Below are 6,630 nucleotides of genomic sequence, written 5' to 3' on the forward strand. Positions count from 1 at the left end.
CACTGCTTACTTGCAAGAATATTTTATAGATATCTTTAATGCATGGATAACCGGACAAAATATGAACATCCTGATTTTTTCTTGTTTTTAAATTTATACTTCTTTTTTAGAGACTGCGAAACTCGTGCCATAATGCAATGGCATCAGCCAGCCATGAAAATCGATCATGGTTGCATTACATGCTAAATGCTGCTGATATAATGAAGTCTGTTTTATCGTCATTGTTCTATTTTCCTCATTAATAGGTATAGACAAATTAAATTGTTAAATCAAAGTACCTATTAGTAGAGTAAAACATTGAGCTGAAAAACAGAGTAACTACAGTAGTAAAAATAATAACCCAAATTGCTAAATTAAATTAATTGAAACAACTATTTCAAACCAGTAGTGTTATTCCCGGTAAAACAATAGATTAAGAGCAATCCAGCGATAAGTTACACTATTTCTGAGGAATTTGTCGTGACTTTTGCTAACCATTCAGGCATATCATGTGCTCCTAACCCATAGCTTAACAATTTTGGTTTTATGCCTGGTAGTGTATTAGCCAACAGTAATCCAACATCACAAACCATTTTTTTTACTGGATTATTGCCATCAAATAATTGCCGGAGCCCTTGCATACTAGCCAACATCAGTACAGCACTATGTTTACGTTTACGTTCATAACTTTGTAAGTAAAAATACTGCCCAATATCTTTACCTGAGCTATTCAAACGCCGTAATTGTCCAATCAACTCTGCAACATCCATAAAGCCTAAATTTACCCCTTGACCTGCTAAAGGATGTATCGTGTGAGCAGCATCACCTAATAAAGCAATACGTTGACCGGCAAAATTTCGCGCATACTGGCCAATAAGTGGAAAAATCTGACGTTCACTAATCAACTGACAAAAACCGAGGCGCATATCTAAAGCTACACTTAACTCTTTTTCAAATGCAGAAACCTCTAAATTCAAGCGTCTATTGGCTTGCATTGCCGGTAATGACCAAACAATTGAGCAAAGATGAGGATCCTGTAGCGGTAAAAAAGCTAAAATGCTATCGTTATGAAAAGATTGACGAGCAGTTAACATATGGGGCATCTCAGTTCGAATGGTGGCTACCAATGCCGTATGTTCATAATCCCAGAAGCTAAGCGGAATATCCGCTTTTTGCCTTAACCATGATTTAGCACCATCAGCACCAACTACCAACCTTGCCGTCAACATTTGCTCATTATCAAAAGTCATAAATACTTCATTCTCGCCCCAAACAACTTTTTGCAATCTATTGTCTGTTAATAAAGTAATATCTTTGCTTGATTGAGCCTGTTGCCATAATGATCCACGAATAATCGAATTTTCAATGATATATCCGAGACCAGGTAAATAATGCTGCTTGGCATCAAATTGTATATGACCAAAACTATCCTGCTGCCAAACTTCCATTTGCTGATAACTACCAGCTCGTTTCTGCACGATGGTTTGCCAAACACCTAAATAATCAAGTAATTTTTGGCTTGCTGCATTGATAGCAGACACTCTGAGTGAAGGCGCTTGTTGCGGATCAAATTGATGTTGCACCGGAGAATTTTCAATAACAGCAATCCTCATCCCGCAACCCCGTAATCCACAAGCCAGAGCAAGGCCAACCATACCACCACCCACAATAACCACATCAAACGATTGCATAGTGAAAATATTCCTTCTTTAATAGCTAGAGATGAAACGATCGTCCCATTGCTTGGTGGGCTAAAATGTCACGCATAAGTGGTAGTGTTTCCAGTGCCATTAATCCAACATTACGGCCGATAGCACAAATTAGATGATTATTGGAAAATAAATGAACCAAGTTATCGGTTAACTTTATGGTGCTTTGACGATCATCATGACGCTGCATTTGATACTGCATAAGAACCGAGTAAGCTCCCATATCACCACCATGATTGGCTACTTCACTAATTATATTGGCAAGGATCATGACATCACGCATACCAAGATTAAACCCCTGACCAGCAATAGGATGTAAAGTTTGTGCTGCATTGCCAACTAAAACCAATCGATGACTAATCAATCTTTTCGCTTGCGAAAGTAACAATGGAAAACAGTAACGCTCACTAACGGCCTTAATTTCACCTAACCGCCAGCCAAACCATTTTTGTAATTCTGTCATAAATTGGTCATCACTCCACTGTATAATAGATTGCTGGTTTTCCAATTGGTGACACCAAACCAATGCACTACGCCCTTTAGACATAGGTAACATTGCCAACGGACCATGTTGGGTAAAACGCTCAAAGGCTTGGCCCTGTGGTGCTTGGCTAGTTAAAATATTAGCAATAATTGCACATTGTTGGTATGACGAGCGTTGCCATTCAATTTGACTGATCTTACCTATCGTGGAATCGCTGCCATCAGCAGCAACTAATAACTGTCCGGTTAAAACTTTACCACTCGTTAATTTGACTAATACATGCTCAATTGTGCGCTCAACAGCAATAACTTCATCAGGACAATATAATTCAACACCCGGCGCTTTTTTAAGCTGCTCAAATAAGTAATTTCCTGCATCCTGCAATTCAACAACATAACCAAGTGCAGGAAGGGAATAATCTTTGGCATACATATTTACCGCGCCAGCATGGCCATAGTCAGAAACATGAATATTAGTAATTGGCGTTACATATTTTTTTAATCCGTGCCAGATACCAATTTGATTAAACTGTTGGCTAGTGCCATAAGCCAATGCAATTGTTCTGGTATCAAAACCAGGATGTGCCTTATTAGGTAACCTTGCTTCAATTAATGAAACTTGAACCTTTCCCTGACTGAAGGCCGAAATAGCAAGTGCTAATGACGCACCTGTCATACCGCCGCCAACAATAATTACTTTCATCGTTTCTAATCCCCTGCCTACTTTGCTGCTGCCATCAGTGCCTCTATCTCATCAGGATCTTTAATAACAGCCGCTGTCAGGTTTTCATTACCCTCTTCAGTGATCACAATATTATCTTCAATACGGATACCAATTCCTCGATAAGCTTCAGGCACATTAGCATCCGGTGCAATATAAAGCCCCGGTTCAACGGTCAATACCATACCCGGCTCTAACGGACGATCGCGATTGTTTCCATAGTCACCAACATCATGGACATCAAGCCCTAACCAGTGACTTAAACCATGCATAAAAAAAGGCAAATGAGCTTTACTTTCGATCAGTTTATCTAGCTCGCCTTGCAAAAGACCCAACTTAATTAAACCTTCGATCTTAATCTTTATAACCGCCGCCATCACTTGATGAATAGTGACCCCAGGTCGATATAAGGTTAAAGCGCTATTTAGTGCCGTCAATACAATGTCATAAATTTCACGCTGCGGTGGGCTGAATTTACCATTGACTGGAAAGGTACGCGTAATATCACTGGCATAACCTTGATATTCTGCGCCGGCATCAACCAAAACTAAATCCCCTGCCTTCATCACGGCATCATTTTCGGTGTAATGCAAAATACATGCATTTTGCCCACTGCCGACAATGGTAGCATAAGCAGGCGATTTTGCGCCTTGACTGGCAAACTGATGTTCAATTTCTGCAGCCAGTTGATATTCATACATATCAGGCTGGCAGGTTTGCATTGCTCTAAGGTGTGCATCAGCAGAAATTTTGCTAGCTTCACGCATTAGAGTAAGTTCTTCAGGTGATTTAAATAATCGCATTTCGTGCAGCATTGACCGCCAATCAAGTTGAGTAGATGGAGCTTTTAATTTTTGCCGACTACCTTGCCTTAACCGATTAAGTGCTGAACCAACAATCTGATCCGCATAAGCAAATTCACCTTGCGCATGATAAATAACGGCTAAACCATTTAATAATTGATAAAGTTGTTGATCAATTTCAGCAAACGGTAATGCCCGATCCACGCCCAGTTTTGCAATCGCCGCTTGCTGACCTAAACGACGACCAAACCAGGTTTCCATCGCTTGATCACGCACACGATTAAATAGTATGCTCTCACTAGAGGTTTCATTATATTTAATGATAACTAACGCTGCTTCAGGTTCACTAAAACCAGTTAAATAGAGAAAATCACTGTGTTGCCGATAGGGATATTCACAATCTGCATTTCGCAAAGCAGATGGAACGGCAAAAAAAATAGCCGCGCTGGCAGGTGCCATTTTTTTTAATAACTTATGACGACGAGATATAAATGGTTGTTGAGTCATGCCTTCTCCCGCAAGCGATTAACAACAAAATAGGTTAGAATATTATGCCTATCAATGTAATGTTGGTTTATCGTTTTTTGCTTTCATTCGCCGATCTTTTACCTCCATAAAGGCAATAAAACAGAGCTGAACTGCGACCTTAACATACTCAATGATCTCTTCCAAAGCCTGTTCTAACTCATTTTGATCGTCATTTTTGTCATAACCCAACATACCAATATTGCGTAAATCCGTAACAATTTCTTTTAATTCTTTTTTTTCCATCAACTTAGGTTGGGTAACCCCCAAACTTAATAAAAAATGGTTAACCCAACCGGCTAAGGCATCAGCTCGCTCAGACACCTTATCATTTTCAGGTAACAACAAATTAAAAATGAAATCATTATTATCTAAAGATGCAAATGTAAAGTCATAAAGCTCACGGAGTGGATTAGTTAATATCTGTGAAAAAGCTAATCCATCATTGGTTAGTTCATAAATTGACTTTTTCCAGTTATAATCGTGATTACCGCCACAAATTAGGCCCGTAATTAAGCCGTGCATTTCTGCGGCTGTTAAAGCAACATTCTGTTGTTGCAATAGAAGCTCAAGAGTTTGATAATTAGGTAAAGATTTCTGTATTGGCATGTCTGCTCAGTTACGTTAATAATATTGATATGTAATATGCTACCATCAAGGACGGTCGCTATACTAGATAAGTGCACAAATTGCACATATATTACTCATAATTATTCTGATAGCATCAATAGAATTATGGGCAGCGAAATATTACTTGTCTATTTCGTCTCCCCACATAATCAGGAAGGTATAATGTCTACACAACCTGTTGATATTCAAATTTTGGGACGAACATTAAGGGTTAATTGCCCCAAAGAACAACAAAATGCCTTAAAATCGTCTGCGGCTGAGCTAGAGCAACGGCTAAAAGATCTAAAAAATCGAACTGGTGTCACAAATACCGAGCAACTTATTTTTATCGTCGCTTTAAACATTTGTCATGAACTTGCGCAAGAAAAAATCAAAACTCAGGACTACACTGATAATATGGAACAAAAAATCCGTGTATTGCAACATACGATCGAACAGGCATTGCAAGAGCAAGCGCGCATTACTGGACGAACAATTACTCCGTTAGAACAAAACCGATGAATAAAACAACATTGGTACCAAAATAGAGTAAGAATAGGTTGCTTTCTGTATTTACTTTCATACAATAGATACTAAGATATAGTTTAGAATTCTCTGAGATGCTCGTCAGCGGGTCAGTCCCCTGAGCCGATATTTGAAATCACTTAGAATGTGGCTATCTGTTTATGGTGTGCATGCCTGGTCAGCTAGGGAAAGCCTAGCCACCAGGAAGCCTAAAGTTAACGATACTACGTTCACCTTGAACCCGGGGTTCAAGGGTTACAGCCCGCAAAAGCATCTTGGAGGCCCTCAATGAGCTTACTTTTATACTCACAATGTTACCATTCAAATATACTATGCTTCAGTCAATAAAAGTTGAATGATACAATTATAAAAAACCGTATTATTTTATTGCTACCAAATTAATAATTCCCAATTTTATGTCTAATAATCTAGTCGAACGACAGAAAATTATCCGGCAAACAGTTCGCCAATATCGTCGACAATTAACTTGCGAACAACAGAATAGCGCAGCAGATAAAATAACTCACCTGGTGTTAGAGCACGAGCTTATCCGATCTGCCTCCCATTTGGCGTTATTTCTTTCATTTGATGGTGAAATCAATACTCATCTATTAATTAAAAAACTTTGGACACAAAACAAAAAAGTTTATCTACCTGTTTTGCATCCCTTCAATTGCCATCAACTGCTGTTTCTACACTATCGCCCTGACACTCAACTGATAAAAAATCGCTTTCATATCGCTGAACCAGCACTTAATGTTATGGATGTTATGCCAATAGCACAGTTAGATATTCTGTTCGTACCTCTAGTCGCATTTGATAAACAAGGACAACGATTAGGTATGGGCGGCGGATTTTATGATAGGTTGCTTGCCAATTGGCGTAAAAAACACTTTTATCCGATTGGATTGGCGCATGACTGCCAATTGGTTGATAAAATTCCTACCGCACCATGGGATATCCCATTATCAGAAATAATTACACCTTCAAAAAGATGGCGTTGGTAAACAATTTAACCGGGATTAACCAGAGTTATATTAAAATCAGCAATAGATCTTATGGTCAAATAGTTGTTATTAACTGTTTCTTTCCCCTAACAATATTTTGTTGCAACATCGCAATATTATGCTGATAAGAATTACGATAAACGGGCACCTCGAAAAACTCAAGATTTTCAATTAACCCTTGGCTTTCATTCTAAATAATTAGATTTTTTTTGATTATCACGCTACTGATTCTATCGCACATTGCCCTGGCTAGGGCCATTTGACCCATT

Annotated in this window: 7 protein-coding genes and 1 other RNA gene; 3 read left to right on the forward strand and 5 right to left on the reverse strand. The window is 38.7% G+C overall.

Annotated elements, in window-relative coordinates; genetic code table 11:
* Positions 1 to 93: 93 nt before the first annotated feature.
* From CBG25_RS09215 to CBG25_RS09235, 5 genes are all read right to left on the reverse strand, one after another.
* The gene (locus tag CBG25_RS09215) at positions 94 to 222 is read right to left on the reverse strand and encodes a hypothetical protein (RefSeq protein WP_290606191.1); all 129 of its coding nucleotides are present in this window, start codon (positions 220 to 222) and stop codon (positions 94 to 96) included.
* A 212-nt stretch (positions 223 to 434) separates the two neighbouring features.
* The gene (gene ubiI, locus CBG25_RS09220) at positions 435 to 1,670 is read right to left on the reverse strand and encodes an FAD-dependent 2-octaprenylphenol hydroxylase (RefSeq protein ID WP_290606182.1); all 1,236 of its coding nucleotides are present in this window, start codon (positions 1,668 to 1,670) and stop codon (positions 435 to 437) included.
* 25 nt (positions 1,671 to 1,695) lie between these two features.
* Positions 1,696 to 2,874, reverse strand: a complete 1,179-nt coding sequence (gene ubiH, locus CBG25_RS09225) for a 2-octaprenyl-6-methoxyphenyl hydroxylase (protein ID WP_290606183.1) — start codon at positions 2,872 to 2,874, stop codon at positions 1,696 to 1,698.
* Between the two features lie 17 nt (positions 2,875 to 2,891).
* Positions 2,892 to 4,202 (reverse strand): Xaa-Pro aminopeptidase, encoded by a 1,311-nt coding sequence (pepP, locus tag CBG25_RS09230; RefSeq protein WP_290606184.1) that lies wholly within the window; start codon positions 4,200 to 4,202, stop codon positions 2,892 to 2,894.
* Between the two features lie 51 nt (positions 4,203 to 4,253).
* Positions 4,254 to 4,829 (reverse strand): YecA family protein, encoded by a 576-nt coding sequence (locus CBG25_RS09235; protein ID WP_290606185.1) that lies wholly within the window; start codon positions 4,827 to 4,829, stop codon positions 4,254 to 4,256.
* Between the two features lie 183 nt (positions 4,830 to 5,012).
* Between CBG25_RS09235 and zapA the strand changes: the two genes are divergently transcribed.
* The 3 genes from zapA (at position 5,013) to CBG25_RS09250 (ending at position 6,361) form a co-directional block, all read left to right on the forward strand.
* Positions 5,013 to 5,351, forward strand: coding sequence for a cell division protein ZapA (gene zapA, locus CBG25_RS09240; protein ID WP_290606187.1), 339 nt, complete (start codon positions 5,013 to 5,015; stop codon positions 5,349 to 5,351).
* 87 nt (positions 5,352 to 5,438) lie between these two features.
* A non-coding RNA gene (ssrS, locus tag CBG25_RS09245) (6S RNA) lies at positions 5,439 to 5,640 on the forward strand.
* Between the two features lie 130 nt (positions 5,641 to 5,770).
* Positions 5,771 to 6,361, forward strand: coding sequence for a 5-formyltetrahydrofolate cyclo-ligase (locus CBG25_RS09250; RefSeq protein WP_290606189.1), 591 nt, complete (start codon positions 5,771 to 5,773; stop codon positions 6,359 to 6,361).
* Positions 6,362 to 6,630: the final 269 nt, after the last annotated feature.

The organism is Arsenophonus sp. ENCA, from assembly GCF_002287155.1.
In the GTDB taxonomy this organism is placed as follows: Bacteria; Pseudomonadota; Gammaproteobacteria; order Enterobacterales; family Enterobacteriaceae; genus Arsenophonus; species Arsenophonus nilaparvatae.